The sequence below is a fragment of the Rhodococcus sp. NPDC060090 genome, from assembly GCF_042729855.1.
Taxonomy (GTDB): domain Bacteria; phylum Actinomycetota; class Actinomycetes; order Mycobacteriales; family Mycobacteriaceae; genus Rhodococcus.
The window spans coordinates 41,834-68,781 of the sequence record NZ_JBHWXB010000007.1 but is presented as its reverse complement, the minus strand read 5'-3'; the positions used below and the strand labels follow the sequence as shown (position 1 = coordinate 68,781).

General features: G+C 65.2%; 25 protein-coding genes. 13 read left to right on the top strand and 12 right to left on the bottom strand.

Translation table 11 applies throughout. The features are described 5' to 3' along the window. Positions 1-21: 21 nt before the first annotated feature. Positions 22-1,254: a DUF222 domain-containing protein gene (locus ACFWCF_RS11425; protein WP_378561021.1), complete on the bottom strand. Its 1,233-nt coding sequence runs from the start codon at positions 1,252-1,254 to the stop codon at positions 22-24. Between the two features lie 159 nt (positions 1,255-1,413). Between ACFWCF_RS11425 and ACFWCF_RS11420 the strand changes: the two genes are divergently transcribed. Then, the gene (locus ACFWCF_RS11420; protein ID WP_378561018.1) at positions 1,414-2,547 is read left to right on the top strand and encodes a nitronate monooxygenase; all 1,134 of its coding nucleotides are present in this window, start codon (positions 1,414-1,416) and stop codon (positions 2,545-2,547) included. 56 nt (positions 2,548-2,603) lie between these two features. Here ACFWCF_RS11420 and ACFWCF_RS11415 read toward each other — a convergent pair whose 3' ends face one another. The 11 genes from ACFWCF_RS11415 to ACFWCF_RS11365 form a co-directional block, all read right to left on the bottom strand. Beyond that, a complete protein-coding gene (locus ACFWCF_RS11415) occupies positions 2,604-3,815 on the bottom strand; it encodes an MlaD family protein (RefSeq protein WP_378561015.1) in 1,212 nt (403 codons plus the stop codon). Continuing rightward, the gene (locus ACFWCF_RS11410; protein WP_378561012.1) at positions 3,812-4,906 is read right to left on the bottom strand and encodes an MCE family protein; all 1,095 of its coding nucleotides are present in this window, start codon (positions 4,904-4,906) and stop codon (positions 3,812-3,814) included. Before ACFWCF_RS11410 ends, ACFWCF_RS11415 begins: the two co-directional genes overlap by 4 nt. A gap of 50 nt (positions 4,907-4,956) precedes the next feature. Next, positions 4,957-6,078, bottom strand: coding sequence for an MCE family protein (locus ACFWCF_RS11405; protein ID WP_378561009.1), 1,122 nt, complete (start codon positions 6,076-6,078; stop codon positions 4,957-4,959). Beyond that, a complete protein-coding gene (locus ACFWCF_RS11400) occupies positions 6,075-7,094 on the bottom strand; it encodes an MCE family protein (RefSeq protein ID WP_378561006.1) in 1,020 nt (339 codons plus the stop codon). Before ACFWCF_RS11400 ends, ACFWCF_RS11405 begins: the two co-directional genes overlap by 4 nt. Beyond that, positions 7,091-8,107 carry an MCE family protein gene (locus ACFWCF_RS11395; RefSeq protein WP_378561003.1) on the bottom strand — a complete coding sequence of 339 codons (1,017 nt, stop codon included), beginning with the start codon at positions 8,105-8,107 and terminating at the stop codon, positions 7,091-7,093. The genes ACFWCF_RS11400 and ACFWCF_RS11395 overlap by 4 nt, the downstream gene beginning before the upstream one ends. Beyond that, entirely contained in the window at positions 8,104-9,276 is a 1,173-nt protein-coding gene (locus tag ACFWCF_RS11390; protein ID WP_378561000.1) for an MCE family protein, read from the bottom strand. The genes ACFWCF_RS11395 and ACFWCF_RS11390 overlap by 4 nt, the downstream gene beginning before the upstream one ends. Positions 9,277-9,280: 4 nt before the next feature. Then, complete coding sequence (locus tag ACFWCF_RS11385) at positions 9,281-10,141, bottom strand: MlaE family ABC transporter permease (RefSeq protein WP_378560997.1); 861 nt, start codon at positions 10,139-10,141, stop codon at positions 9,281-9,283. After that, the gene (locus tag ACFWCF_RS11380) at positions 10,138-10,893 is read right to left on the bottom strand and encodes an MlaE family ABC transporter permease (protein WP_378560994.1); all 756 of its coding nucleotides are present in this window, start codon (positions 10,891-10,893) and stop codon (positions 10,138-10,140) included. Before ACFWCF_RS11380 ends, ACFWCF_RS11385 begins: the two co-directional genes overlap by 4 nt. 191 nt (positions 10,894-11,084) lie before the next feature. Continuing rightward, positions 11,085-12,704, bottom strand: a complete 1,620-nt coding sequence (locus ACFWCF_RS11375; protein WP_378560991.1) for a long-chain-fatty-acid--CoA ligase — start codon at positions 12,702-12,704, stop codon at positions 11,085-11,087. Between the two features lie 34 nt (positions 12,705-12,738). After that, entirely contained in the window at positions 12,739-13,854 is a 1,116-nt protein-coding gene (locus ACFWCF_RS11370) for an acyl-CoA dehydrogenase family protein (RefSeq protein WP_378560988.1), read from the bottom strand. Between the two features lie 15 nt (positions 13,855-13,869). Further along, complete coding sequence (locus ACFWCF_RS11365) at positions 13,870-15,048, bottom strand: acyl-CoA dehydrogenase family protein (RefSeq protein WP_378560985.1); 1,179 nt, start codon at positions 15,046-15,048, stop codon at positions 13,870-13,872. A gap of 105 nt (positions 15,049-15,153) precedes the next feature. Between ACFWCF_RS11365 and ACFWCF_RS11360 the strand changes: the two genes are divergently transcribed. The 12 genes from ACFWCF_RS11360 (at position 15,154) to ACFWCF_RS11305 (ending at position 26,927) form a co-directional block, all read left to right on the top strand. After that, positions 15,154-15,354, top strand: a complete 201-nt coding sequence (locus ACFWCF_RS11360; RefSeq protein ID WP_378488947.1) for a ferredoxin — start codon at positions 15,154-15,156, stop codon at positions 15,352-15,354. Between the two features lie 130 nt (positions 15,355-15,484). Beyond that, positions 15,485-16,402: a 3-oxoacyl-ACP reductase gene (locus ACFWCF_RS11355; protein ID WP_378560982.1), complete on the top strand. Its 918-nt coding sequence runs from the start codon at positions 15,485-15,487 to the stop codon at positions 16,400-16,402. Positions 16,403-16,867: 465 nt separating this feature from the next. Then, positions 16,868-17,632, top strand: a complete 765-nt coding sequence (locus tag ACFWCF_RS11350; RefSeq protein ID WP_378489116.1) for an MlaE family ABC transporter permease — start codon at positions 16,868-16,870, stop codon at positions 17,630-17,632. Between the two features lie 13 nt (positions 17,633-17,645). Next, entirely contained in the window at positions 17,646-18,494 is an 849-nt protein-coding gene (locus ACFWCF_RS11345; RefSeq protein WP_378488945.1) for an MlaE family ABC transporter permease, read from the top strand. A gap of 10 nt (positions 18,495-18,504) precedes the next feature. Beyond that, positions 18,505-19,683, top strand: coding sequence for an MCE family protein (locus ACFWCF_RS11340; RefSeq protein ID WP_378488944.1), 1,179 nt, complete (start codon positions 18,505-18,507; stop codon positions 19,681-19,683). A gap of 2 nt (positions 19,684-19,685) precedes the next feature. Next, positions 19,686-20,705 carry an MCE family protein gene (locus ACFWCF_RS11335; protein WP_378488943.1) on the top strand — a complete coding sequence of 340 codons (1,020 nt, stop codon included), beginning with the start codon at positions 19,686-19,688 and terminating at the stop codon, positions 20,703-20,705. Next, positions 20,702-21,760, top strand: a complete 1,059-nt coding sequence (locus tag ACFWCF_RS11330; protein ID WP_378560979.1) for an MCE family protein — start codon at positions 20,702-20,704, stop codon at positions 21,758-21,760. The genes ACFWCF_RS11335 and ACFWCF_RS11330 overlap by 4 nt, the downstream gene beginning before the upstream one ends. Then, a complete protein-coding gene (locus ACFWCF_RS11325; RefSeq protein WP_378560976.1) occupies positions 21,757-23,085 on the top strand; it encodes an MCE family protein in 1,329 nt (442 codons plus the stop codon). The genes ACFWCF_RS11330 and ACFWCF_RS11325 overlap by 4 nt, the downstream gene beginning before the upstream one ends. Beyond that, positions 23,082-24,299 (top strand): MCE family protein, encoded by a 1,218-nt coding sequence (locus ACFWCF_RS11320; protein ID WP_378560973.1) that lies wholly within the window; start codon positions 23,082-23,084, stop codon positions 24,297-24,299. The genes ACFWCF_RS11325 and ACFWCF_RS11320 overlap by 4 nt, the downstream gene beginning before the upstream one ends. Next, complete coding sequence (locus ACFWCF_RS11315) at positions 24,296-25,711, top strand: MCE family protein (protein WP_378560970.1); 1,416 nt, start codon at positions 24,296-24,298, stop codon at positions 25,709-25,711. The genes ACFWCF_RS11320 and ACFWCF_RS11315 overlap by 4 nt, the downstream gene beginning before the upstream one ends. Next, complete coding sequence (locus tag ACFWCF_RS11310) at positions 25,711-26,343, top strand: hypothetical protein (protein ID WP_378560967.1); 633 nt, start codon at positions 25,711-25,713, stop codon at positions 26,341-26,343. The genes ACFWCF_RS11315 and ACFWCF_RS11310 overlap by 1 nt, the downstream gene beginning before the upstream one ends. After that, positions 26,340-26,927, top strand: coding sequence for a twin-arginine translocation pathway signal (locus tag ACFWCF_RS11305; RefSeq protein WP_378560964.1), 588 nt, complete (start codon positions 26,340-26,342; stop codon positions 26,925-26,927). The genes ACFWCF_RS11310 and ACFWCF_RS11305 overlap by 4 nt, the downstream gene beginning before the upstream one ends. Positions 26,928-26,948: the final 21 nt, after the last annotated feature.

The following is a 26,948-nucleotide window of genomic DNA, read 5'->3' as shown; positions in this document are numbered from 1 at the left end:
GCTTTGTGTTCTGTTGTGGAACTACGCGACCAGATCCGGCCTGCTTCCCGGTATCGGCCTACGGAACAGATCCACACTCGCCGGCGGGATGAACTGTGGCCGACGTTCGTCAGTCATTTCGACTTCCCAGTCGGTGTGGTGCATCAACCTGTGGTGATGGCCGCAGAGCAGCACCAAATTGTCGAGGTCGGTATCGCCGCCGTCGACCCAATGGGTCAGGTGATGGGCATCTGCCCAGGCCGGCGGTGTCGAACAGTGCGGGAAGGCGCATCCGCCGTCCCGTACGGCCAGGGCTCGACGTTGCGCGGCGGACGCGGTGCGGCGGGTCTGCCCGTGCGCGAGCGGCACCCCGTGTTCGTCGAGGAGAATCCTGGTGACCTGACAATCGCACGCGAGCATCCGAGCAGCGTCGATCGACAGCGGACCCGCCCACGGTTCCGTCGCATACCCATGCTCCGGGGAGTGAGCGAACAGTTCCTTCACGGCGGTGTTCTTCGTCAGATCCTTGATCGATGCCGTGACCGTCACGTGCGGCTTCACACCGCCCTCGACGGGGACGAGACCCGCGGCCTCGACGCACTGCAGAAGCTGATCGAAGGCGTCGGCGTTGCGTTTCGAGGCAGGCCGGTCGTCTTTGACGCCACCCACCTCGGGTCGTGGTGCCGACAGCGGTGAAAGTAGATGACGCAGACGCGCGCCGGTGACGGCGTCGAACTCGCCTTTGATCACGACCCGTCCGTGCAGGGTGGTGGAGACGAACAGCTCGTTGCGGGTGGCGTCTTCACCGGGTGGTGGTCCCTCTCCGGTGCCGAAGAGATGCTCGAGTCTGCGGATCAACGCCCGCACGGTCGCTTTGGTGGCGACCGTGTCGGAGGCGTGCTCGATGAGGATGTCGCGGGCTTTCTCGAAGTCGCAGGAGTTCATGGTGCGGGGGTAGTGCTGGCAGAAGTACGCGATCTGCCGTGCCTTCTCCGCATCGAGCAGGCCGGAGGAATAGGCTTCGCGGACTTCAGGTTCGAGTCTCAGCAACTTTGCCAGTGATTCGATGCGATGACATTCACCGAGTTCGAGATGTGTCGCCGCGGACAACCAGTGCGCGGGGCTGCGGTAGCCGTGTTCTTTGACGGTGTCGCGTTCGTACATCGCGATCATCAGATCCACGCGGTGTACCTGCGACGTATGGATTTCGGCGCTGACGGCGAGCGTCTCGGCCATCAGCTGCTTGTCATCGAATTTCCAGGTATCCCCACCCATGATCGAATTGTATAGAACAAACATTCGACTAGCAAGTATCCTGCGAACATTTGTTCTATAACAGTCATTTCGGTGTTGCGGGGCATGTTCATTCGGGTGCGGTGCACCTAAGGTGGAACATGTTTCAGTTGTTCACCGTCTCTTCTCGAGGAGTGCCGAATGCACACACCCCTATGCGACCAACTCGGCATCGAGTTCCCGATTTTCGCATTCACCCATTGCCGCGACGTCGTCGTCGCCGTGGCCAAGGCCGGTGGCTTCGGCGTCCTCGGCGCCGTCGGCTTCACGCCCGAAGAGCTCGAAATCGAGCTGAACTGGATTGATGAGCACATCGGCGACCGTCCTTACGGCGTCGACATCGTGATTCCGGGTAAGTACGAGGGTATGGATTCCAACCTGTCCGCCGACGAGCTGACGAAGATGCTGCAGTCGATGGTGCCGCAGGAAACCCTGGAGTTCGCCCGTGGAATCCTCACCGACCACGGCGTTCCCGTGCCCAAGGACGACGACGATAACGCGTTGCAACTTCTCGGCTGGACCGAGGCCACCGCCACGCCGCAGGTCGAGGTCGCGTTGCAGCATCCGAAGGTCACTCTCATCGCCAATGCGCTCGGCACTCCGCCTGCCGACATGATCGCGCACATCCACGACTCGGGTCGCAAGGTTGCGGCGCTGTGCGGTTCCCCGTACCAGGCCCGTAAGCACGCGGATGCCGGAGTCGACATCATCATCGCCCAAGGTGGCGAGGGCGGCGGACACTGCGGCGAGGTCGGTTCGATCGTCCTGTGGCCGCAGGTCGTCAAGGAGGTCGCGCCTGTTCCTGTGCTGGCAGCCGGCGGCATCGGCAGCGGCGAGCAGATCGCCGCTGCGCTGGCGTTGGGCACGCAGGGCGTCTGGTCGGGTTCTCAATGGCTCATGGTCGAGGAGGCAGAGAACACGGCGGTCCAGCAGGATGCCTACATCAACGCAGGTAGCCGCGACACCGTGCGCAGCCGTTCGTTCACCGGCAAGCCCTGCCGCATGCTGCGCAACGACTGGACCGAGGCGTGGGAGAAGGACGAGAACCCGAAGCCGCTCGGCATGCCTTTGCAGTACATGGTTTCCGGCATGGCTGTTGCCGCCACCCACAAGTACCCGGACGAGTCCGTCGATGTCGCGTTCAACCCGGTGGGCCAGGTCGTCGGCCAGTTCACCAAGGTAGAGAAGACGTCCGCGGTCATCGAACGGTGGGTCCAGGAGTACCTCGACGCGACAGGCACCCTCGAGCGACTGAACGACGCCGCGAACGCATAGAACTCCGCCCGTGCGTGGTTCTGGTAGCGGGGGCTACCGGCACCACGCACGGGTGGTCACGCCGGTGGTGTCATGAGTTCCCCGAGGTTCGTCGCCGAACCTCCGCCGTCGCGGCACAACTGCACCGTCGCGGCTCGTCGGCCCGGGTACTCGATGCACGGCATGTTCCTGGCGCCCCGCACCGCGATCGGCGAATCGGCCGGGAGCTTGCAGTACAGATCCGGCGGCGTCTCCGGCACATCGAGTTCGGTGGGGGAGCGCCTCTGCTCGGGCGGAAGGAAGCCCTCGATGCACGGCGGCGGATCGTTGTAGGAGTTGACGAAAAACGTGTTCTGTACCGGATTGTCGGCGTTCGGGAGGGCCGCCGACTGCGTCGACGCCATGATCGACGGGAACAACACCAGCATCTGCTCGAGCGACAGCCGATACACGGCCGCAACCTGTTCGACGGTGATCAGGTTCGCGAGCAGCAGCGGCATCGTCGGCTCCATCTCCTCGAACATCACCTGCACCTGCGCAGCGGCGGGTGCAGCGACATCGAGCAGCGCACGAATGTCCGCATCGGATTCCCGCAGTTGTGCGGTAGTTCCCGCGAGGGCGCCGGCCCATAGCGTGATCGGCTCCGACGCCGTGACATTCGTTTCGAGCAGAGGGCCCGTCTGATCGAGCAGCGCCGCGATGGTGTCGGCGCTGTCGGCACCGTCGGCGCTCACGGCCGCGGCAGCGTCGATCAGCGTCCGTAGAGCCTCATCGGATTCACCTACCGCGGTGTAGGTTTCGTTCGGCAGAGTCGCAAGCCGGTCGTTCCCGACGGACTGCAGGGTCTCGTCGAGCTGGTCCAGCGCCCCGGCGATCGGTTCGGGAATCGAGACCTGCGACGCGGCAACGACGGCACCGTCGCTCAGATACGGTCCCTCCACATTGCCGGGCAGGAACTCGAGGTACTGCTCACCCACCGCCGACATACTGCGGACCTGTGCCGGTGCATCCATCGGCACAGCGACCCCGGAATCCAGCGAGAGCACGGCTTCGGCCCCCGAGGTGGTCATCGCGACATCGGTCACCCGACCTATCTCGAATCCCCGGTAGGTGACATTCGCCGACGGATACAGCCCTGCGGCATCGACGAGTTCGACGCGGATCTCGTACCGTCCCACCCCGAGCAGCTGCGGCAGGTTCACGACCCACAGCGCCACTGCCAGCACCGCAGCGATACCGATCGTGAAGAACACGATCAGCCGGGCACGCAGAGCTGCGGTGGGACTCATCGGGTTGCCTCCTCGATGGGCGGAACCAGCAGCGACACGAGGTCGGGGATCGGAGGACCCGACCCGGTGAGAGCGCCTTCGAACGGCGTCCCGAGCAGCAGTGCGTTCTCCAGCGTCGGGAGCGTGAGGTCGAGGATGACCGTGCCGTTCGCATAGTCACCGCGGACCGCATTCTTGTAGGTGTCGATGGGGAACGGGAACGTCAGCAGGTAGCGCAGCGACTCGGTCAGCGAGTCGCCCGTGCCCGCGAGCGCCGCGAGGACCGGCTCGAGGTCTCGGAGATTCGCGACGGCGTTGTCGCCGCCGGCTTCGACGACCTCCGTGGCGACACGGCCGAACTGCCCCAGAGAATCGACGGCCCTCGTCAGATCTTCACGCTGCTCGTTCAATACCTCGAGAGTGGGGGCGAGCTGATCGGTAGCGGCTGCGAGGCGCTGGTTGTGCTCGGCGACCTCCGCGGCGAGCGCGTCGACGGATTCGATCGCCCCGATGATCTGCTCTTTCTGACCGTCGAGTCCGGCGAGCACGGTGTCGAGACGGGTGATCAGTGCCCGCGTCGAGTCTTGACGTCCGTCGAGAGCGGTGTTCAGTTCGCGGCTGATCTCCTGCGCTTGTGCGAGACCCCCGCCGCTGAGTACCAGCGACAGCGACGAGAGGGTCTGCTCGGTCATGGGGAACAATCCCGCCCGGTCGAGCGGAATGACGTCGCCGTCCTCCAACCGGCCCCGCGGCGCTTCGGCTGTCGGCGCGCCCAGCTCGACGTGCGCGGAACCGAGCAGGCTGGTCTGCCCGATCTTCGCGGTCGCGTTGGCGGGAAGCTCGCTACCTTTGTCGAGCATCACCGTCACCACCGCGTGCCCGTCTGCGAGCTGCAGATCGGCGACGCGCCCGATCGTGACGTCGCCGGTCCGTACACGCGAATTCCGTTCGAGTGTCGTGACATCGGGCATCTCGATGACGACCTCGTATGCGCCGTCGCCTCGGCCGTGGGTACCGGGCAGTTCGAGTGAATTCAGTCCGCGCCACTCGCACCCGGCTGTCAAAGCGGTACACAACAGCGCAAGCGTGATCTTCGAGAGTCGTGAGGTCACGGTGCCCCCGGTAGCAGGAGTTCGGCGAGGTCGGGTTCGGTGTACACCAGTTAATCGGGCAGCGCCCCGACCCCGCGAGTGGGATTGATGCGCACGGGCGGGTACTCCATCGTGAGCAGCGGCAGGATCGGGCCGAGGTACTGCACGCACAGTTCGGAGCCGGTATGGGCATCGACCTGCTCCGCCGCGGCAAGGGCCGAGCACACGAACTGGGCCGGATTCGCGAAGTTCGACAGCGCCAGCGCGGACACCACGGTGTTGTGAGCGGGCTGGTAGATGCTCTGCAGGTTCGACAAAGCGGTCGGCGCGACATGCAAGACCTGCGCGATTCCGTCGCGCTGCGCTGCGAGGGTCTCGGTGAGCGCGGCGGTGCGATCGAGCGTGGTGTCGATGTTCCCACGGTTGTCACGCACGAAGCGTTCGACGTCGACGAGCACCGTGTCGAGGGTGGCGAGCGCGGCGCCCATGTCGTCGCGGTTGTCGTCGAGAGTCTGCGTCACGGACGCGAGATGGGTGTGAAGAGAGACGATCTGGTCGCTGCTGAGCGACAGTGCCTCCACGAACACCTGGAGATTCCCGATGGTGCCGAACATGTCCTGACGTCCGTCCGAGAGGGTGCGCAGCGCAGCAGACAACTGTTCGAGGGACTCGCGCATCGCCGGACCCTGTCCTTCGACGTTGGCGGCAGCGGTGTCGAGGACCTCCCCGAGGGGGCCCTGCGGGTCGTCGACGGTCGGCCCGAGTTCGGTGGTCAACCGGGTCAGTTGTTCGGTGATCTCATCCCATTCGACGGGCACTGCCGTCCGCTCGAGCGGAACTGCGGCTCCCGGGGAAAGTTCCGCCCCGCCCGTGTACGCGGGAGTGAGCTGCACGAACCGCGCCGAGACCAGCGTCGGGGCGAGGATCGCGGCCTGCGCGTCTACGGGTAGGGGCCGACCGGAGGTGAAGGTCACGAGAACGTGATTGCCGCGAGGTTCGATATCGGTGACCCGCCCGACCTCGACTCCCATCACCCGCACGTCGTCGCCGACGTACAGGCCGCGACTCGTATCGAACTCGGCGGCGTATTCGACCGACGAACGCCACGGTGCCACCGTGAACGACAGCACCGCGACGAGTGCCAGCACGACCAGGGGAATGAGCCGAACAAAAAGGGGGCGTACGCGGGTCATCGGCCACCTCCGACCGGGGCGATACCCGCACCTTCGAGCGCGGCGGTGAGCGCGGGCTCGATGATCTGCGCAGGCAGTAGGTTCTGGATGTACGAGTTGAAGAACGGACCCGACGCGACAGCTTCACCGAGTTCGGTCGCGTAGGGGCCGAGCCGCTGGATCGCCAGGGCGATGTCGTCACGGTTGCGGGTCAGGATGTCGAGCACCGAGTTGACCTTCTGCAGCGTAGGAGCCAGCTGCGCTTCGTTGTCGACGATGAGGTTTCCGATCTCGACCGACAATGCCTGCACGTTGGCGAACAGCGTGTCGAGCGAACTGCGGCGGCGGTCGAGTTCGGTGAGAATGCGATCCGCGTCGACGATCAGCGAATCTATTGCGGTGCTGCGCTCGGCGAGCACTGTGGTGACTTCTTCGGCATGACGAAGCAATTCGCGCAGGGATTCGTCGCGGGAGGCGACCGTGCCGGACAGTCGCATGACCCCGTCGAGGGCTGCGGCGACGTCGTCGGGGGTGTCGCGCAGGGTGTCGGACAGGACGTCCATGGAGGTGCGCAGTTGTTCGGCATCGAGTTCTGCTGCGGTCTCGGTGAGATCCCCGAGGGCATCGGTGAGCTGATACGGAGCGGTGGTGTGGTCGACGTCGATGGTGGTGTCGGGGTCGAGGGTTCCCGGCCCGGCGGGGCGCACACGCAGGTGCCGTGCGCCGAGTGCAGTGGCCGTGGCGATCTCGACGGTGGTGTCGGTGCCGAGGACGACGTCGCCGGTGACGGTGAAGGTGACGGCGACGGCATCGTGGTCGATCTCGATGTCGGTGACCCGCCCTGCGTCCTTGCCCGACACCTGCACGGCGTCGCCGGTGTTCAACCCGCCGGCGTCGACGAATCGGGCGCGATAGGTGCTGCCGTCGTCGACGAACGGGAGTGCCCGGATATTCAAGGCGCACAACATGAGCACGATGATCGCGACGGAACCCACGACGCCGACTCGGACCTGGTTCATCTCACGGAATTGGGTCATTGTGGAGTGCACCTGCCCGCGGCCTGCCCGAACAGCGGAGAGGTGAGGGTGTTTCCGGACGGATCGCTGACCTTGATGAGCATGCCGCACAGGTAGTAGTTGAAGAACCCGCCGTAGGCGCCGAGGCGGGCGAGCGAGGCATACGCTTTGGGAAGTTCGGTGGTCAGTTGTTCGATGGTGTCGCTGCGCGAGTCGAGTAGCGTTGCCAAGGTTCCTGTTTCGCGGATCGTGCCCGCGAGTGGGGCTCGAGCCTCGGTGAGGAGCGCGGCCACCTCTGCGCCGGCAGCGTCGATATGAGCGACGGAGTCGGCGAGCAGGGTGCTGTCCTGAGCGAGACCGGACGCGAGTTGCTGCGCGCGGTCGAGAGCGGTGTCGATCGTGTCGCGTTGTGCGGCAAGGTTTGCCAGCACCGAGTCGAGGTTCGCGATGACCTGACCGACGAGGGCATCGCGGTCGGCGATACTCGAGGTGAGCGACGCGGCGTGCACGAGAATCGATTCCACGGAGCCACCCTGGCCCTGGAGCACGGTGATGAGATCGGCGGACAACTGGTTGACCTGCTCGGGTTCGAGCGCCCGGAACAGGGGCTTGAAGCTGCCGATCAGCACGTCGAGGTCGAGCGCGGGTTCGGTGCGGTCGGTTCCGATGATCTCGCCGGGTTCCATGGGGGTGGCGTCCCCCGGCCCGTCGGACAGTTCCAGGTACCGGTCGCCGACCAGGTTCAGATAGCGGACGGTGGCGACGGTCGCTCGGGTGGGTGTGTACGAGGACTCGACGTCGAACGCGATCTCGATGCGGTTTCCGTCGGTGTACTCGACCGACGACACTTTCCCTACCTCGACGCCGGACACACGCACGAACTGGCCTTCCTCGAGTCCGGACACGTCGTCGAATACCGCCCGGAATTCGGTGGTGTCGCCGAATCGGACCTGGCCGAACACGACGAACAGTCCGCCGAGGATCAGCAGCATCACCGTCGCGTAGATGCTCGCCGCGACTGCCGTCCTGGTCATGAGGGCGCTCCGGAGAGCAGTTCGAACAGTGAGTCCGGCACGAACACCGGCGACGTGTTCCCCCGCTCGAAGGGATTCGCACCGGTGCGCGCGACGAGGTAGGGGGCCGGTGTCTGTTCGGGTTCGACGACCGGCAGCAATCCGCAGCGAGGTCCACCGGTGGCCTCGACGACCGGCAGGTGCCGCGGGTACTCGTACGGATCCACACCCAGCAGGAACGTGGAGTTGAGCATCATGGTTGCTCCGTTGCCTCCGGACGCCGGTTCGGCGAGCCTGCGGGCGCGGTCGGCGCCCTGGAAGAAGCAGGGCAGCACCGGGGAGTATTCGTCGAGGAGTGATGCGGTGGGACGCAGCAACTCGAGGACTTCGACGATCTCCTCGGTGTGCGGACCGACCACGCGGAGTCCTGCGTCGCTCATGCCGGTGGCGGCGAGGAGGACTTGGTCGAGGTCGTCGGCGCGGTCGACGATCGTGCCGCCGGTGACGGCGAGGTTGTCGAGCGCATCGACCAGATCGTCGGTGGCGCCGGCGTAGATGTCGGCGGAGGCCTCGGCTGCGGCCAGGTCGCGTTCGATGACGTCGAGCCGAGGTTCGATCTGTGACAGGAGCACGTCGGCATCCTCGATCGCTCCGCCGAGGGCATCGCCACGTCCGCGAAGCGCGGAGGACAGTGCACCGAGGGTGGTGTTGAGCTCGGCGGGATCGACGGCCTGCAGCACACCCGACAATGACTCGAAGACGGTGTTCGTCTCCACCGTGACGTTCGAGGCGAGCAGAACGGTGCCGTCGGACAGTCCCGTCGGTCCCGGTATCGGCGGGTCGGTGAGGGTGACGTACTTGGCGCCGAAGACCGTGGTGGCGCGAATGTCGGCTCCCACCCCGGCAGGGATCCGTGCAGCATCGTCGGGGTCGAGGCTCAGTTCGATGACAGCTCCGGACGGAGTGTGCGCGATAGAGGTGACAGTGCCGACCTGCACCCCGTGCGCTTTGACCATCGATCCGCGTTCGAGCATCAAACCGGCCCTGTCGCTCTCGACGGTGACGGTGATTCCGGGGGTGAACGAGCCGCGGAAGCTGTGGTAGACGAGAAGCAGGACGGCGGCGATCACGACGACCAGTGCGGCCGCGACGATATTCGGGAGCCATGTGGGGGACTGACCGGCGGGCATCGGATCACCCAGCCAGGTGCAGCTGCCGGCTGCTTCCGTAGAGGGCCAGGGAGATCAGCAGGGTCACGGTGACCACGCCGATCAGCGACATCCGCACGGCGCGCCCTGTTGCGACACCGACGCCGGCCGGGCCGCCGGTGGCGGTGTACCCGTAGTAGCTGTGCACGGTCATCACGACGACGGCCATCGTGATGGCCTGGAGGAACGACCACAGCACGTCGGCGGGACGCAGGAATGTGGCGAAGTAGTGGTCGTAGACGCCAGGTGACTGGCCGAGCATGACGACCGTCGCGATGCGGCTCGACAGGAACGACGCGAGCACCGACAGCGCATACAGGGGGACGACCGCGATGAGGCCTGCAAGGATGCGGGTGCCCATCAGATACGGAATCGAGCGGATGGCCATGACCTCCAGTGCGTCGATCTCCTCACTGATCCGCATCGCACCGAGCTGGGCCGTGGTACCCGCACCGATGGTTGCGGCCAATCCCACACCCGCGACCACGGGCGCGACCACTCGGACGTTGACGTACGCGGACAGGAACCCGGTGAGCGCTTCGACGCCGATGTTGCCGAGTGAGGTGAAGCCTTGGACTGCGACGGTGGCGCCTGCGAACAGCGTCAGGAAGCCCATGATCGCGACGCTTCCGCCGATCATCGCGAGGACGCCTGTGCCGAGACCGATCTCGGAGACCACACGCAGGGTCTCGCGCGGGTAGTGGCGTGCGGCACGGCCGGTCGATACGAGAGCGCCGACGAAGAACATGACCTGGCGACCGACGGAGTCGATGCCCCGCGACACGGATCGGGCCGCACGTTTTCCCGCGAGTACCCCGCGGCTCGCCGTGAACCCCACGCGGTTCATCGGCCCATCACCGCGATCCCGACCGTGGTGAGCAGCATGTTGGCGAGGAACAGTGCAACGAACGCGAACACGACGGTCTCGTTGACGGCCTCGCCGACACTTTTCGGGCCGCCGGTGACCGAGAGTCCCCGATAGCACGCGATGAGTCCGGCAAGGAGACCGAACACGGCGGCCTTGAGTTGGGAGAGCAGGAGTTCTCCGGGCCCTACGAGCAGGGTGACCCCCGCGGCGTAGGCGCCGGGGTCGACGTTCTGCAACATCACGGAGAAGAAGAACCCGCCGGTGAGCCCGATCGCGCACACTGCACCGTTGAGCGTGACGGCGACGGCGGTCGAGGCGAGTGCCCTGGGGAGTACGAGCCGTGCGGCGGGATCTATCCCGAGTACTTCGAGCGCGGCGATTTCGTCGCGGATGGTGCGGGAGCCGAGATCGGCGGCGATCGCGGTCGCGCCCGCGCCGGCGACCACGAGGACCGTGACGAGGGGCCCGATCTGGGTGATCGCCCCGAGGCCCGCGCCGGCCCCGCTGAGGTCTCCCGCGCCGATCTCGAGCAGCAGTGTGTTGAGGGTGAACACCACGAGCACGGTGAACGGAATCGACATCAGCACGGTGGGGACGAGGGAAACGCGAGCGATGAACCAGAATTGGGTGAGGAATTCACGCCACTGGAACGGCGCGCGGAACAACCCGGTGAAGGCGTCGAGCGACAGCGAGTAGAAGCCACCGAGTGCGGATGCAACATTCCGGGACACTGAGGTTCGAGACACTGAGGTTCGGGACACTGAGGTTCGGGACACTGAGGTTCGGGAATTCGACACCATCGGTGCTCTCGCCTCCCCCACGGATCACGCTCCCGAACTACGGGTTCCGCCAGACCATACCGCAGGGTATGTGGGGCGACAAGGGAATCGGCATGCGTTGCGCCGGATAAGGCGTTCTATGCTCAGGCGGTGGAGACCTTGTCCATGTTGTGCGCGAGTTCGTCTGTCAACAACTGGAATTCGTTCTGGCCACGTTCGCGGACCCACACGGGATCCGAACAATGCCACCGTTCGGCGGACAGTGAGCGCGTGAGGATCTTGAACGTTGCAGTGCGGGGAAGACTACGCGCCACCCGAACGAACGTCGGGAGCTGTTTGGGACCGAGATCGGCCTGCGCATCGAGGAATTGGGCGAAGGAGATCGGGTCGAAATCGTCGTCCACAGTGGGAACGACCGCGGTCATCACCCGGTCGCCCACATATCGATCGGGCACGCCGTAGACCGTCACCTGCGCGAAGCCCGGATAGCGCAGCAGGACCCGCTCGATAGGCGCCGCGCCGAGATTCTCACCGTCGACGCGCAACCATCCGGAACTGCGGCCGGCGAAATACACGAAGCCGTCGTTGTCCCGATAGGCGAGGTCGCCACTGTGGTATCTGCCGTCGCGGATCCGCTCTGCATCGGCCTCCGGATTCTTGTAGTAGCCGGAGAACGCGCCTGCGCCTTCGTTGTTGACGAGCTCACCGGTGGCCTCGTCGGCGTTGACGATGCGGCCGTCCGCATCGAATTCCGCGGCCGGACACTCCAGTCCGGTCTCGGGGTGAAGGATCACGACATTGCCGGGAAGTCGGCCCAATGCCCCGGGCGGTGCGCCGGGTGTCGCGGCGATCGACACACCACCTTCGGTCGAGCCGAACCCGTCCACGACGACCGCATCGAAACGTCGGGAGAACTCGGCGACCGCGGGCGCACTGCCCTCGTTGCCGTACATGATCCGCAGGGGATTGTCGGCGTCGTCGGGCCGCGCCGGTGTTGCCACGATGTACGACAGCGGCTTGCCCACGTAATTCGCGTACGTCACCGAGAACTTACGCAGGTCGGGAAGGAATCCCGACGCCGAGAACCGGCGGCGCAACGCGACCGAACTCCCGGCGGCCAAGGCGACGCCCCACCCTGCCATCATCGCGTTCGAATGGAACATCGGCATCGAAAGATAGACGGTGTCGGCCGGACCCAGCCCGAACCTTTCGGCCAGCATATGACCGGGCCCGGAAATCTTCGCGTGGGTACAGCGCACCGCTTTCGGGTCGCCGCTGGTGCCGGACGTGAAGATCAGCATGAATAGGTCGTCCGGATCGGTGGTGTCGACGATCTGCTCCGATCCCGCGTACGAGGAGATCATCGTGTGCCACTCGTCGGAATCGATGTCGATCACCCGCACCCCGGAGAGGTCGAGCCCCTCGAGCAGACTCAGGTGGGTGGTCTCGGTGAACACCACCTGGCAATCGGCGAGCAGGATGTCGCGGGCGAGCGCCTCGCCGCGCCTGGTGGTGTTCAGACCCGCGACCACCGATCCCGAGAACGCGGCCGCTCCGAGCAGGAGCGAGAACTCCGGCACGTTGTCGAGCAGCAGACCGATGTGCCGGGGACGCGACGGATCGAGAATGCTGCGCAGTAGCGCCGCGCGATCGTGGGAGAGCGCGACGTGGTCGCGCCACGAGACGAAGGAGTCCTCGAGCCGCATGCCCCGGTCGTCGACCGTGTCGAGACGCCGGAGCAGTGTAGTAACGGTGTCGGGCATGATGACTTCCTCCGAACGTCAGGGCAGGGGAGCGTCAGGCAGGAGCGTCGGCGAGTTCCCTGCCGAGTGCACGCAACTGCGCCGTGGCCGATCCCAGCAAGAACTCGTGATGCTTCGCAACGAGGAAGTACCGGTGAACGGGATGGTCCTCGTCGAGCCCGACACCGCCGTGCACGTGCACCGCGGTATGCGCGACCCGATGCCCGGCGTCGGCGGCCCAGAATGCGGCGGTGCGCAGTTCCTGTTCGTGAGGATCGCCCTTGGCGATGCGGAAGGCTGCCTGCCACAGCGTCAGGCGCACGCCTCTGACGTCGATGTACGCGTCGGCCAAGCGCTGTGCGACGGCCTGGAAACTGCCGATGGGACGATCGAACTGGACCCGCTCGCGGGCGTACTCGGCGGTGAGTTGGAGCGCCCGGTCGAGGACACCGCACTGGTAGGCGGCCGATCCGAGAAGCAGGTGGTCGCGCAGCCGGGCTGCGACGGCTGCACCGTCGGAACCGAGAATGCGGTCAGGTCCGAGAGCGACCCCGTCCAGTGTGACGATGCCGGTGGACCCGAAACCGGTGGTCTGTTGCGGAGTGACGCTCACACCGGGATCGTCGGCGCGGACCAGGAACACCGCGACCCCGTCGTCCGTCGCGGCGGGCACGAGAAAGCCGTCGGCGACGGGTGCGGTGTCGACGACGATCTTGGTGCCGTTCAGCACGTGGCCGGAACCGGAGACGATGGCCGAGGTGGTGGGATGGAGCGGATCGTCGTGGACCTCTTCGGCCAGCGCGGCGGTGAGGATCTTCTCGCCGGATGCGGCTGGTGCACCCCACTCCTCGAGCTGTGACTCGGTCCCGAATTCTGCTATGACGGAAGCGGATACGACGATCGACGTCAGATAGGGGACGGTCGCGGCGCCGCGACCGAGTTCGATGAGGACGGCGGCCTGTTCGAGGGGGCCGAATCCGTCGCCGCCGACCGAATCGGGCAACGCCGCGCCGAGCACACCCGAGGAGGCAAGGGCATCCCACAGAGTGTGGTCGGTGCGATCGTCGGCGGCATCGAGACTGCGCTGATGGTCGTTGGTGACGATGTCGGTGACGATGCTGCGCGTGAGTTCCGAGAGGTCCTGCTGCGCTTCGGTGAGAGTGAAATCCACGGTGGACGTCCTTTTCTAGCGCTTGGAAGGCGGCAGGCCGAGTGCGGTCATCGCGATGATGTCGCGCTGCACTTCGTTGGTGCCGCCGCCGAAGGTGAGGATCAGCGAACTGCGATGCATCCGCTCGATGCGTCCGCGCAGCAGTGTGCCGGGGGAGTTCTGCCGCACTGTCGCCGCCGGGCCGAGAATCTCCATGAGCAGGCGGTACGCCTCGGTGGCGAACTCTGTTCCGAAGACCTTGTTGGCCGAGGCAGGCGCGGGTCCGAGGGGGCCGGTGCCGGAGGCGATGTCCCAGTTCATGAGCTGGAGGTACTCGGCCTTCGCGTGCACCCGCGCCAGGTTGACCTGAACCCATTCCTGGTCGATCACACGCCGCCCGTCGGGAAGGTGCGTGTGCTGTGCCCAGGCCCGAACCTCGCGCAGTGCACTCAGGACGGGGCCGGCGGAGGTCAGCGCGACCCGCTCGTGGTTGAGCTGATTGGTGATCAGGGCCCAGCCGCCGTTCTCCTCGCCGACGAGTGCGGAGGCGGGGACTCGGACATCCTGGTAGTAGGTGGCGCTGGTGTCGGGGCCGGCCATGGTGTGCACGGGCGTGTAGGAGAAACCCTCGGCGTCGGTGGGGACGATGAGGATGCTGATTCCCTTGTGCTTCTTGGCATCAGGATCGGTGCGTACTGCGAGCCACACGTAGTCGGCGTAGGCGATCAGGCTCGTCCACATCTTCTGGCCGTTGATCACCCATTCGTCGCCGTCGCGTACGGCGCTCGTGCGCAGTGACGCGAGGTCGGTGCCTGCCTCCGGTTCGGAATATCCGATGGAGAAGTGGAGTTCACCGGCGGAGATGCGCGGGAGGAAGTAGTCCTTCTGTTCGTCGGTGCCGTAGTGCATGATCGTCGGCGCGACCGAGTCGATGGTCAGGAATGGAACAGGCGCGCCTGCGACGGCGGCTTCGTCGCTGAAGATCAGCTGGTCCATCGCGGGGCGATTCTGGCCGCCGAACTCTTCCGGCCAGCCGAGTGTGAGCCACCCGTCCTTGCCCATCTGCTGGACGACCTCGCGGTACACGTTGCCCGAGCCGTACTCGCCGGTGGTGGCGGCGAGTGCCTCGCGTCGTTCTTCCGTCATCAGGTCTGCGAAGTACTCGCGCAGTTCCTCGCGTAGCCGTTGCTGCCCGGGGGTGTAGTCGATGTCCACGAACGCTCCTCCGTCGTCTTAGGATCCGACGAATCATTGCACAGAATTGTAACGCGTTCTAGTCTGAGTTCGAATGACTCCTACGGTGAGGAATGAGGTCCGGAGATGGATGTCGAGGTCGACTTCGACCGCTGTGAGGCCAACGGTGTGTGCGTGGGTATCGCACCCGACGTCTTCGATCTGAACGACGACGACGAACTGATCGTCGTGCATCCCGTTCCCGCGGGGAGTGAGGATCTCGTTCGTGATGCGATCGCGCAGTGCCCGCGCGCGGCGCTGTCCGAGGTTTCGGCAGCGACGAGCTGACGGCGAGTTCGTCGGGTCTTGTCATAAACAGCAACAAGTTCTAGATTCCGGGGCGGCTTCGGATCCCCGGGGTGGACCACGGGTGAGGGCATCTTGGATGTCTTGCCCGACTTCGCAAGGGAGTGCGTGAATGAGTGCTGTCGGTAACGGTCGCGACGGGGATGTGTCGCTCGAGGGCAAGGTTGCGGTCGTCACCGGTGCCGGCGCGGGACTCGGACGCGCCGAGGCGCTCGGTCTCGCCCGTGCGGGAGCGAGGGTGATCATCAACGATCTCGCTCCGGGCGACGCGGTGGAGGAAACCCTCGCGCAGATCCGTGCGCTGGGGGTCGACGCCGACTTCGTGCCCGGCAGTGTCGCCGAACGTGCCACCGCCGATGCGCTGGTGTCCCGTGCTGTGGATCGGTTCGGTGGGCTCGACATCGTGGTCAACAATGCCGGTGTCGTCCGCGACCGGATGCTTCCGAACATGTCGGACGAGGAATGGGACACCGTCATCTCGGTGCACCTGCGTGGCCATTTCCTCCTGTGCCGCAACGCCGCGGCCTACTGGCGTGGCAGGTCGAAGGAGATCGGTGGCCCGGTCTACGCGCGGATCGTGAACACCTCGTCCGAAGCCGGACTGCTCGGCCCCGAGGGGCAGGCCAATTACGGTGCCGCGAAGGCGGGCATCACTTCGCTCACCGTATCGGCGGCGCGCGGTCTGGCGCGGTACGGCGTCCGCGCCAACGCGATCTGCCCGCGGGCGCGCACCGCGATGACCGAAGCGGTGTTCGGGGATGCGCCCGACGGCGAGATCGATCCCCTTTCGCCCGATCATGTCGCATCGCTGGTGTCCTACCTGGCCTCTCCCGCGGCAGAGAACGTCAACGGCCAGGTCTTCATCGTCTACGGCCCGATGGTTGCGTTGATGGCAGCGCCGACCGTCGAGCAGCGCTTCGACGCCGACGGGCAGTGGACCCCTGCTGCGCTCGCTTCCGAACTCGGTGGGTACTTCTCGGACCGGGATCCGGGCAGGACGTTCTCGGCATCTGCCGCGCTCGCCCTGTAATTCGCCTCTAAGCTTCGTGGCAGGTCCGATCCGGACGCTCGTCCGGATCGGGTTTACTGCAACCGGCAGTGTCGGTTACTGTTGCACTCCGCGCGCCTCCGGGCGTCGGCGCCCGGCTCCGGCTGTGAAGAAGAGCAGCTTTCTCGATGCCGAAACAACATGGGAATCTGTTCTAGTTTTTCTGCCGGAGCAAGTCGATTTCGATGTAGCGGCAGCATGGCGTCGGCAATTCGGAAAGGTTGCCCGGTGATGCGCATTCTCATCAAAACCCCAGTGTAAACCGGCTTATGTCCGCTTGGGATCTTTGAACCCGCCCATGTTTTTTCGTCAGTAGCACCGACATTCCAACCGTGGAAGCGACGCATCTTTGACACGTGAACACGTTCTAGTTAATATGACGCGGGTCACAGCAATACTGCTGCTGTGGCGTGGGGCAAGCACATCATCGAACGAAGGGGAAACGCGGTGGTAGACCTCTTCGAAGTCCCCCTGCGGGCCGTCGGTGGCTTGTTCGCCATGACAGGCGAGACCGCGCGTGCCGCCTTCGTCCGTCCGTTCCAGCGCCGCGAATTCATCGATCAGGCATGGTTCGTCGCCAGGGTCTCCCTGATGCCGACCATCCTCGTCGCGGTCCCGTTCACCGTGCTCGTCAGCTTCACGCTGAACATCCTGCTGAGGGAGATCGGCGCGGCCGACCTCAGCGGTGCGGGAGCCGCCTTGGGTGCTGTCACCCAGGTCGGGCCCATGGTCACCGTGCTCATCGTCGCCGGCGCCGGAGCCACCGCGATCTGCGCCGACCTCGCCGCCCGCACCATTCGCGAGGAGATCGACGCGATGAAGGTGCTCGGTATCGATCCGATCCAGCGCCTCGTCGTACCGCGGGTCCTCGCGTCCACCGTGGTCGCGCTTCTACTCAACGGACTCGTCTGCACCATCGGCATCCTCGGTGGCTTCGGCTTCTCCGTCTTCTTCCAGGGCGTGAACCCGGGCGCCTTCGTCAACGGCATCACTCTGCTCACCGGATTCGGAGAACTCATGATCTCCCAGGTCAAGGCAGGCCTGTTCGGCATGATCGCCGGACTCGTCGCCTCATACCTCGGTCTGAACGTCAGGGGCGGTGCCAAGAGTGTCGGCGACGCCGTCAACCAGACGGTGGTGTTCGCATTCATGGCGCTCTTCGTCGTCAATCTCCTCGTGACCGCAGTCGGCATCAAGCTCACGGGCGGATGAGGGGGCACACACGATGGCATTGATGACAGGCCGATTCCCCAGAACTACGCGACGACTCGGCAAGACGTCGAAATCGATCGACAGGCTCGGCGAGCAAGCATTGTTCTTCGCCCGCGCACTCGGCACCATGCCGCGCGCGGTGATGCACTACCCGAAGGAGACCGTGCGGCTGATCGCGGAGATCAGCATGGGCACAGGCGCGCTCGCCGTCATCGGCGGCACCGTGGTGATCGTCGGCTTCCTGACCTTGTTCACCGGCGGAATCATCGCCGTGCAGGGATTCAGCTCGCTCGGCAACATCGGAGTCGAGGCCCTCACCGGCTTCTTCGCCGCATTCATCAACGTGCGCATCGCCGCCCCGACCATCGCAGGTATCGGACTCGCCGCGACGATCGGCGCCGGTTCCACCGCGCAGCTCGGCGCGATGCGTGTCTCCGAAGAGATCGATGCCCTCGAGACCATGGCGATCCCGTCGATTCCCTACCTCGTCTCGACCCGCGTGATGGCAGGAATGATCTCGATCATCCCGCTGTACTCGCTGGCGGTCATCGCGTCGTTCATCGCCAGCAGGTTCGCGACCGTCGTGCTCTACGGGCAGTCGGGCGGCGTCTACGACCACTACTTCTCGACCTTCCTCATACCCACCGACATCCTGTGGTCGTTCGTGCAGGCGATGGTGATGGCGGTCGCGGTGATGCTCATCCACACCTACTACGGTTTCACCGCAAGTGGAGGCCCCGTCGGCGTCGGTGTCGCGGTCGGCAACGCGGTGCGGGCCTCGTTGATCGCGGTCGTGACGGTGACCCTCCTCATCTCCCTCGCGGTGTACGGCACCTCCGGCAACTTCAACCTGTCGGGATAGGGCGGCGCGCATGGATACTCCTTCGTGGAAGAAGAAGCTTGCCGCCTTCGGGTTGGTCGGGGGACTGGTGGCGATCGTCGCCGTGGCGCTGACATTGTTCGTCGGTGGCTTCACGTCGACGACACCGATCACCGTCACCTCGGCCCGGTCCGGGCTGGTGATGGAGACCGAGGCCAAAGTGAAATTGCGCGGCGTCGAGGTGGGCCGGGTCGCATCGATCGAGCACAGCCCGAACGGCGCCGTGCTCGAACTCGCGATGCAGCCCGGACAGATGGACCTGATCCCGTCGAATGCTCAGGTAGCGATCGAATCGACCACGGTGTTCGGGGCGAAGTTCGTCAACATCATCGTCCCCGACGACCCGTCGTCGACGCCGATGCAGGAGGGCGCGGTGATCGCGGCCGACAGCGTGACCGTCGAATTCAACACCGTTTTCGAACATCTCTCCGACGTCCTGGCGCAGATCCAGCCCGAGAAGCTCAACGCAACCCTCGGCGCGTTGTCCGAAGCGCTCAACGGGCGCGGGGACGAACTCGGCGCGACCCTCGTCGCGGCCGACGAGTACCTGGCCGAGATGAACCCGTCTCTGCCACAACTCGAATACGACCTCGAGGTCGGCGCGACTGTCGCGCAGCTCTACGCCGATGTCGCGCCCGATCTGATGACCACGATCGGGAATGCGACGGAGGTGGGCAACACCGTCGTCGACGAGCAGGAACAACTCGATCTGCTGCTGATGAACCTCACCGGTCTCGCCAATACTGGGCGGGACGTACTGGGGGAGAACGAAGCCCAGCTCACCACCGCGCTCGATGCCCTGACTCATACCACCACGCTGCTCGGCGAGTACTCGCCCGAACTCACCTGCTTCATCACCGGTCTCAACGATGCGCGGGTCGCGTTCGAGCCGATGGCGGGCACCGGTAAGTACGCGGCATTGACGCTCAGTACCAGTTTCATGGGCGGAGCGACCCCCTACAACCACGAGGAGGACCTTCCGGTGGTCGGTGCGTCGGGCGGCCCCAACTGCCACGGAATGCCGAATTTCGATCCGGTCCGAGACGGGAATGCGCCGTTCCTGGTGACCGACACAGCGACGGTCCCGTTCAAGCCCGCCACTGAGGCATGGATCCGGTACCCGACGATCTTCGGATTCCTGTTCGGCGACTACCTTCCGGCAGGGCAGTGACCATGAGGGAATCCACAGTCAAGTTCTCGATCTTCGCCCTCGTCATGGTGCTGGTGTTCGCCGGCCTCACGGTGGTGTTCAGCCAGGCACGCTTCACCGGAACAGAGGACTACCACGCCACATTCGACGACGTATCAGGGCTCGAAGCAGGCGACAAGGTGCGTATCGCAGGAGTTCAGGTCGGGTCGGTGACGGGCGTCGACATCGGGGACGGCAATCACGCCGAGGTCGATTTCAATGTCGACTCCAAGCACACACTGTTTGCGAGCACTCGCGCGACGGTGCGTTACGAGAACCTGGTCGGCGACCGCTATCTCGAACTTCTCGAAGGACCCGGCAGTCTCGACATCCTCGCTGCGGACGGCAGCATCCCCCTCGAACAGACCGAACCCGCCCTCGACCTCGATCTTCTGCTCGGCGGATTCAAGCCGCTGCTCAGGGGCCTCGATTCCCAGCAGGTCAACGACCTGTCGGGTGCGTTGCTGCAGGTCTTCCAGGGGCAGGGCGACACCCTGGTGTCGCTGCTCGGCTCCACCAACTCGTTCACCAACTCGCTTGCCGACCGCGACCAGTTGATCGGCGACGTCATCGACAACCTCAACGGCGTTCTCGGGACGATCGACGATCACGATCGTGAGTTCACCGAGACCATCGATCAGCTGCACAGCCTGGTCGGCGGACTCGCCGACGACCGCGACCCGATCGGCGCTGCCATTCCGCAGATCGCCGCAGGTACGGCCGATCTCGCTGCACTGCTGCAGAACACGCGTCCCGACCTCCAGTCGGTGATCGCCGAAACCAACCGCACCATGACGCAGCTCGACATGGGAGAGGACGACATCAACACGACACTCTCGCGGCTGCCGTCGGACTACAAGAAGCTGATCCGCGTCGGTGCGTACGGAAACTTCTTCCAATTCTTCCTGTGTGCCAACACCTTCAAGCTCTCGGGACCGGACGGGACGACCATCCGATTCACGACTGCCGCACAGACGACCGGAAGGTGCGCGAAACTCGAATGAGCGGAATACGAGAACCCGACACACTCAGGATCGGCGCGGTCGGTCTTGCGGTATCCGTCGCGATCGTCGTGGCAGGACTCCAATACGACCAACTGCAGTTCCTGTCCGGAGGGCTGACGTATTCGGCCCGGTTCGCCGATGCCGGCGGTCTCGTGTCCGGCGACGACGTCACCCTCTCCGGCGTCGACGTCGGTGCGGTCACCGACGTCGCCCTCGACGGTGATGCCGTGCTCGTGACCTTCAGGATCCGCGACGGCATCGGCCTCGGCGACGGCACGGGCGCCGACATCAAGACCAACACCGTGCTCGGTGCGAAGTCCCTCGCGGTGCGTCCCGGCGGCCAGGGTGTGATGCGGCCGGGTTCGGTGATCGCCCTCGAACGCACCAACTCGCCGTACTCGCTGACGGACGCCCTCGGCGACCTCACGACGACCACGTCCGAACTCGACACCGACCAGATCAACGAATCGCTCGAGGCACTGTCGGATACGTTGCAGGACACGCCGCCCGAGATCCGCGGGGCCCTCGAGGGCATGACACGCCTGTCGCAGTCGATCAACGCGCGCGACGAATCGCTGTCACAGCTTCTCTCCCGCGCGGAGGGTGTCACCGGCATCCTGTCGGAGCGCAGCGATCAGGTCAACGAGCTGATCGTCGACGCGAACTCGCTCTTCGGTGAGCTGAGCCTGCGGCGCGACGCCATCACCGAACTCATCGCGAACATCTCGTCGGTGTCGCGGGAGTTGACCGGCCTCGTGCAGGACAACCAGGCCCAGATGGGACCGACGCTTGAGGTGCTCAACAGGGTGACCGAGAATCTGCAGGCGAACAAGGAGAACATCGCCGGCGCTCTCGACGGGCTCGGTCCCTACATCAGCGCTCTCGGCGAATCCGTTGCGAGCGGACCGTTCTTCAACGCCTACGTGTCGAACATCCTCCCGGCGCCGTGGTGGAAGGCCATAGTGGACAGTCAACTGGCACCCGACCTGCTGCCGCAGGATCTACAGGACGTGATTCCGAAGGAACCGCCGTCGATCAAGAGGGATGGCGAATGAACGCCCACACCACACCCGCCGAGAGCGCGGCCCGCAGCCGACCGAAATGGCTCCTCCCCACGATCGCCTGCGTCGTGGTCATCGCGCTCGTCGCGGTCGGACTCGCAGTGTTCTCCGGACTGGGTAAACGAACGATCCATGCCGAATTCCTCTCCACGAGTGGCCTGTACGAAGGCGACGACGTGCGGGTGCTCGGGGTGTCGGTCGGGAAGATCACCGACATCGATCCCGGCGACGAGATCGTGCGGGTGGCCATGCAGGTCGACGACTCGGTCGATGTCCCGGCCGACGCCAAAGCCGTGATCATCGCCCAGAGTCTCGTCTCGGCGCGGTTCGTCCAGCTGACACCGGTCTACTCGGGCGGAGAAGAGATCGCCGACGAAGCGACGATCCCGGTGGAGCGCACCGCATCCCCCGTCGAATGGGACGAGATCAAGACCGAGCTGATGCGGTTGTCGGAGGCACTCGGACCGGAAGAGCTCGACCCGCAGGGTTCGCTCGGACGGTTCATCGACACCGCTGCGGAGAACCTCGAGGGCAACGGTGCGACGATCAACAGCACCCTTCGGGAACTGTCCGACACGATGCACACGCTGTCGGAGGGACGCACCGACCTGTTCGGCACTGTCCGTAATCTGCAGGCCTTCGTGTCGGTGTTGTCGCAGAGCAACGAGCAGATCGTGCAGTTCGGCGGTCGCCTGGCATCCGTGTCGAATGTGCTGGCCGAAAGCTCCGACCAATTGGGAGTCTCCCTTTCCGATCTCAATATCGCCGTCGGGGACGTCCAGCGGTTCATCCAGGACAACCGCGCAGGGCTGACCGAATCGGTGGAGCGACTCGCCGACGCCACCGAGGTGCTCGCCCGTAAGCGCCCCGAGATCGAACGTGTGCTGCACTCCGGCCCGACGGCGCTGTCGAACTTCTACAACATCTACAAGCCGGCCCAGGGCTCGCTCACCGGCGCACTCGCCATCAACAACACGGCGAACCCGATCGAGTGGATGTGCGGGTCGGTGGGTGCTGCGGCGAATGCGACGTCCGAGCGCAGCGAAGAATTGTGCCGACAGCATCTCGGTCCGGTCTTGTCCTCGATCCAAGCCAATTACCTTCCGGTCCTGGCAAATCCGTTGGCCGGTGTCCAGGCGTTCCCCGACCAGATCGAGTACTCCGAGCCGGGGCTCGAAGAGGCGTCGGCCGGGCGTGGAACCGCTCCGGAACAGCCCGCGATGCCTGCTTCGCCGCTGGACAGTGTGCTTCCGGGGCTTCCAGGGATCACGGTTCCGGGCGATCTCGGGTCGCTGCTGCAGCCGGGAGGAGGACGATGAGAATTCAGAGCAGAGCAGTGCGGTTCGCCGCAGCGGCAACGACGGTGATCGCGGCGGCCACGCTGTCCGGGTGCGAATGGAACGGGCTCAACTCCGTTCCGATGCCCGGTGCGGCGGGTCGCGGCGCCGACTCGTACCAGGTTCAGATACGAATGCCGAATGTCACGACACTGACACAGAATTCGCCCGTGCGAATCGACGACGTCACCATCGGTTCCATCGAGAACATCGAGGTCGAGAACTGGCACGCGCTGGTGACGGTGTCGCTCGAAGGGGACGTCGAGTTACCCGCCAACGCGACCGCCCGCATCGGTCAGACTTCGCTGCTCGGATCGCAGCATCTCGAATTGGCGGCGCCGACCGCCGAGCCTCCGCAGGGCCGGCTCGAACCCGGCGACATCATTCCCCTCGAGCGTGCGGGCGCCTACCCCACGACGGAGCAGACCCTCTCGTCGCTGTCGCTGGTACTCAACGGCGGCGGACTCGCGCAGATCAACGACATCACCACCGAACTCAATGCGGCCCTTGTGGGGCGCGAGGATTCGATCCGCAATCTGTTGCCGCGTGTCGACGAGCTGGTCTCCACCCTCGACACCCAACGCGACGACATCGTGTCGGCACTCGAGGGTATGGATCGTCTCGCGTCCACGGTCGACAATCAGAACGAGACGCTGGTCAGAGCATTGGAGGAACTTCCTCCCGCGCTCGAGGTACTCGCAGGTCAGCGGCAGAACCTCACGGCGGCGATGACGTCGCTGGGAGAGATGAGCACGGTCGCGAGCCGGCTCGTGGAGAACAGCGGTGAGGATCTGAAGACGAACCTGCAGGCGCTGTCTCCCACGCTACGTGCGCTCGCCGATTCGGGTAGTGCGCTCACGGAGGTGCTCGGTGTGCTGCTGACCTACCCCTTCCCGCAGGCGGGGATCGATCAGGTCATCCGCGGCGACTACGCGAACCTCGCGATGACCATCGACCTGACTCTCGAGCGGCTCGACCTGAACTTCCTGACCGGAACCCCACTGGCCGGACGACTGGCGGGCCCCGAAGGCATCCTCGGTACGGATGCAGGACTCGCAGCACAGGCGGTAGACCCGTTCCAAGCGCCGCTGGCGCCTCCCCCTCCGGCGCCGCAAGGCACGGAAGGGACGGTGACCATCCCGGGCATCGGCGAAATCAAGATTCCGGGACTGCCCTGGGAGGTGCCGACACCATGATGCTCACCAAGTTCGTCCGCATCCAGCTCTCGATCTTCGCGGTACTCACCGTGATCGGGCTCGTGGTGATGTCGTTGATGTACGTGCGTCTTCCACAGTTGGTGGGTATCGGTCAGTACAACGTCACCGTCGAGCTCCAGTCGACCGGTGGGCTGTATCCGCATTCTAACGTGACGTATCGCGGAAACGCCGTCGGCAAGGTCACGAGCGTGACGTTGTCGCCCGGCGGTGTCGATGCAGTACTGGCCATCGATTCCGACCAGAAGATTCCCGCCGACGTCGATGCCGCGGTGCGCAGCGTCTCGGCGGTCGGCGAGCAGTACGTCGACCTCGTGCCGCACGAAGGCGCATCGGCAGATGCTCATCTCGCCGACGGCGACGTGATCCCGGTCGATCGGACCACGGTTCCGCAGGAGGTCGGTGCGCTGCTCGATCAAGCGGATGTTCTGCTCGCCAGCATCTCCGACACACGATTGCAGACCGTCGTCGACGAGGCATTCGACGCGTTCAACGGGACCGGCCCGGAACTGCAGCAGCTCCTCGACTCCACACGGCTTTTCGTACAGGAGGCCTCGGCGAACTCGGGTGAAACGCGCAGGCTCCTCGACGAGCTCGGGCCACTACTGGACACCCAGGTGGTCACCAGCGATTCGATCCGATCGTGGACCCGCGACATGGTCACATTCACCGACCGACTCCGTGAGAGCGACCCGGATATACGTTCCGTCATGGAGAAGGGTCCCGCCGCTGCTGCGGAGGCGGAAACTCTTCTGCAGGAACTGCGCCCGACGTTGCCGCTGCTGCTCGCGAACCTGGTGAGTGTCGGTGAAGTGGGCGTCATCTACAACGCGGGAATCGAGCAGATCCTCGTGCTGTACCCGCCGATGACGACCGCGTTGATCACCGCTGCGGGCGGCGGCCCCGCCGAAGACGGTGCGGTCGTGGACTTCCACCTGCAGTTGCACGACCCGCCGCCGTGCCTGTCCGGCTTCGTGCCTCCCGAAGAGTGGCGAAGCCCGGCGGACACGTCGATGGTGGACACGCCCGACGACATCTTCTGCCAACTGCCGCAATCGGATCCGAATGCCGTACGCGGTGCACGGAATGTACCGTGCATGGAGTACCCGGGGCGACGTGCGCCGACCCCCGACATGTGCCGCACGGGTTACACGCCGGGTTACACGGACAATCCGTGGCGGGGCCCGCCCACGCCGGTCGCATCGGAGAACGACATGCCGACACCGGCTTCGCACACGGAAAGCGGTGCCGACGAAGTTCCGGCAGGCGTGACCGCGCGACGGATCGATCCGAAAACGGGCACGTACATTGGTCCGGAAGGCAACGTGTTCCGGCACGCCGACCTCGGAGATGGAGCGAGTTTGGAAACTTACATGAAGGCGCAGCAGGGCTGATGGCCGACGACGAAGAGAAGAAGGACCGCGAAGCTCCGGTCGAATCGGACAGTGCCATCGAATCGGACAGTGCCGTCGACCTGACGAAGGCCGACGATCCCGAACGGCATTCGGAACCTGAGCGCGTAGACCCGGCTCCCTCTGCGGGCCCGCGTTGGGCGAAGCTCGTCACCGTCGTAGCGTCGGTACTGGTTGTCGCGCTCATTGCGGCGGGGGCGTGGTTGCTGTTCGAGAGGCAGTCCGCCGCCGACCGCAACGACCGACGCGAAGAGTATCTGCAGGCAGCACGGCAGACAGTCCTCAACCTCACGAGCATTCAGGCCGAGACCGCCGATGCCGACGTCAAGCGGCTCATGGAAGGCGCGACCGGAGACTTCAAGGCCGAGTTCGAAGGCCGAGAGGGACCATTCGTCGAGGTCGTGCAGCAAGCGGGGGTCACGACCACCGGCGAAGTGCTCGAAGCGGGTATTCAAACCGAGGACGGGCCCTGCACGGCATCGCTCGTGGCGTCACGGGCGATGGTGAGCAATGCTGATCAGACCGAGCCCGCACCCCGCGACTTCCGGCTCCGGGTGACGATCTGTGACGAGGAAGGCCGCTTGTTGGCATCGAAGGTGGAGTTCGTGCCATGAGTGATGACCGGAAGGAAGACCCTGTGACAGCTGTGGACGCCGACACCACCGACGCCGAGACCAAGACCGCCGCCGGGAGTGTGTCGGATGTCGAGCCGTCGAAGTCGCATCTGCCGCTGATCGCCGGTGCCCTCGGTGTGGTGGCGGTGGTGTTCGCGGTGCTCGTCGGCTGGTTGGGCTACGGCACGATCCAGGATGCGGCCGCCGAGTCAGCCCGGGCGGACGCAGTGGCCGCGGCGCAGGAGCAGGCAGTTGCGATGCTCGCGTACGACTTCGAGAACGTCGACGAGCAGACCGCGGCCGCGGCCGACGGACTCACCGGTGACTTCCGCGACGAATACATGAATCTGATGCAGAACATCATCGCGCCCGGCGCGAAGGAGAAGTCGATCAGTGTGCAAGTGAACGTGCAGGCGTCGTCGGTGGTGTCGGCCGACGCCGATCACGCAGTGACGCTGCTGTTCCTGAACCAGATCACCACCAGTTCGGAGAATCCGGAGGCGGTGAGTAGCGGAAGCCGGGTGCGGGTGGAACTCGAGCATCAGGACGGGCGTTGGCTCGTGAACCGGTTGACCCCCATCTGAGGGTGTCCCGAGGGGGCGCCG

Coding starts and splice junctions, on each gene's coding strand:
- ACFWCF_RS11425 (WP_378561021.1), bottom strand. CDS start 1,254: ATGGGTGGGGATACCTGGAAATTCGATGACAAGCAGCTGATGGCCGAG.
- ACFWCF_RS11420 (WP_378561018.1), top strand. CDS start 1,414: ATGCACACACCCCTATGCGACCAACTCGGCATCGAGTTCCCGATTTTC.
- ACFWCF_RS11415 (WP_378561015.1), bottom strand. CDS start 3,815: ATGAGTCCCACCGCAGCTCTGCGTGCCCGGCTGATCGTGTTCTTCACG.
- ACFWCF_RS11405 (WP_378561009.1), bottom strand. CDS start 6,078: ATGACCCGCGTACGCCCCCTTTTTGTTCGGCTCATTCCCCTGGTCGTG.
- ACFWCF_RS11400 (WP_378561006.1), bottom strand. CDS start 7,094: ATGACCCAATTCCGTGAGATGAACCAGGTCCGAGTCGGCGTCGTGGGT.
- ACFWCF_RS11395 (WP_378561003.1), bottom strand. CDS start 8,107: ATGACCAGGACGGCAGTCGCGGCGAGCATCTACGCGACGGTGATGCTG.
- ACFWCF_RS11390 (WP_378561000.1), bottom strand. CDS start 9,276: ATGCCCGCCGGTCAGTCCCCCACATGGCTCCCGAATATCGTCGCGGCC.
- ACFWCF_RS11385 (WP_378560997.1), bottom strand. CDS start 10,141: ATGAACCGCGTGGGGTTCACGGCGAGCCGCGGGGTACTCGCGGGAAAA.
- ACFWCF_RS11375 (WP_378560991.1), bottom strand. CDS start 12,704: ATGCCCGACACCGTTACTACACTGCTCCGGCGTCTCGACACGGTCGAC.
- ACFWCF_RS11360 (WP_378488947.1), top strand. CDS start 15,154: ATGGATGTCGAGGTCGACTTCGACCGCTGTGAGGCCAACGGTGTGTGC.
- ACFWCF_RS11355 (WP_378560982.1), top strand. CDS start 15,485: ATGAGTGCTGTCGGTAACGGTCGCGACGGGGATGTGTCGCTCGAGGGC.
- ACFWCF_RS11345 (WP_378488945.1), top strand. CDS start 17,646: ATGGCATTGATGACAGGCCGATTCCCCAGAACTACGCGACGACTCGGC.
- ACFWCF_RS11340 (WP_378488944.1), top strand. CDS start 18,505: ATGGATACTCCTTCGTGGAAGAAGAAGCTTGCCGCCTTCGGGTTGGTC.
- ACFWCF_RS11335 (WP_378488943.1), top strand. CDS start 19,686: ATGAGGGAATCCACAGTCAAGTTCTCGATCTTCGCCCTCGTCATGGTG.
- ACFWCF_RS11330 (WP_378560979.1), top strand. CDS start 20,702: ATGAGCGGAATACGAGAACCCGACACACTCAGGATCGGCGCGGTCGGT.
- ACFWCF_RS11325 (WP_378560976.1), top strand. CDS start 21,757: ATGAACGCCCACACCACACCCGCCGAGAGCGCGGCCCGCAGCCGACCG.
- ACFWCF_RS11320 (WP_378560973.1), top strand. CDS start 23,082: ATGAGAATTCAGAGCAGAGCAGTGCGGTTCGCCGCAGCGGCAACGACG.
- ACFWCF_RS11315 (WP_378560970.1), top strand. CDS start 24,296: ATGATGCTCACCAAGTTCGTCCGCATCCAGCTCTCGATCTTCGCGGTA.
- ACFWCF_RS11310 (WP_378560967.1), top strand. CDS start 25,711: ATGGCCGACGACGAAGAGAAGAAGGACCGCGAAGCTCCGGTCGAATCG.
- ACFWCF_RS11305 (WP_378560964.1), top strand. CDS start 26,340: ATGAGTGATGACCGGAAGGAAGACCCTGTGACAGCTGTGGACGCCGAC.